Source organism: Blautia sp. AF34-10 (assembly GCF_003477865.1).
In the GTDB taxonomy this organism is placed as follows: domain Bacteria; phylum Bacillota; class Clostridia; order Lachnospirales; family Lachnospiraceae; genus Fusicatenibacter; species Fusicatenibacter saccharivorans.
The window spans coordinates 1-922 of sequence record NZ_QUED01000084.1 but is presented as its reverse complement, the minus strand read 5'-3'; the positions used below and the strand labels follow the sequence as shown (position 1 = coordinate 922).

At 31.5% G+C, this 922-nt stretch carries 1 protein-coding gene; it reads left to right on the top strand.

The annotated features are described in order from the left end of the window. Window positions 1-506, top strand: a 506-nt coding sequence (locus DWZ60_RS17390) for a hypothetical protein (protein ID WP_158576420.1), incomplete at its 5' end; no start/stop codon positions are given. Window positions 507-922: the final 416 nt, after the last annotated feature.

The following is a 922-nucleotide window of genomic DNA, read 5'->3' as shown; positions in this document are numbered from 1 at the left end:
GAGATATGTTATTAAGGAAAAATAAAAAAGGTTCATACCAAGATGCAAAAAAATTTATTATGAATCATATAAACAAATGTATCTATGAAAAAGAATTGGAATGGAATGGGATTGTGAATAATAAAGCGTGGTCAATTCCGATAATTTTAACACGTACTGTTATTGGGGCAAAGTTGTTATATGAGTGTTTTGGGAAGGAAGACTATGAGTGTATAGTATTAACATCAGAAAAGAACCTAAAAGAGTCTTGCGTGGCAGAAATTCCATTAGAATTTTATACGCATGGGAATGTGACAGAGACGTTAATAATGGCAGTAAATACAATATACAATCCAGATGTGCTTATTATTCAAACGGATAAAAATATATTTGAAAGTAATAGTTTGATAGATTTTGAGGTTTTTGATAAAAAAGGATGGAATGTGAAAACAAGGATGGAGCAAATGCAGTTTGAAAATTGTTATAACGCATATAAATGGATAATAATGCAACTTTTAGACGACTAAAATTTACTGGATTACTTTTGCGATCGCAATGGGTAATAAAATTATGCTCGAAGGGAGGTATTCAAATGAAGAAAACGCTTAAAAAGAAAGAACATAAGGGAAGAAATAATGTGAGTGTTTATGCAAATGGACCGTGTTCATGCACATGCTTTTCTACGTGTGGGTCTGCCTATGTTCAGAAAGCTCAGGCGCAGAATCAGTTATACACAAGTGTATTTGGATCTAATGCTAATCACTAAAATGTAAGAAAGATGAGGGTTGCTACAGTGTTAATTAGTGGTAGTCCTCATTTTAATTAGAGGATAAGTTTAAAAGTTGATTTAAGCATTATAAAAAATCGTTTAAGAATATGGCTAGAAGTATTATAGATCCTTTGAAATAGCGTTTGTTAAAATGTTGATATGTTTGTTGTAGAG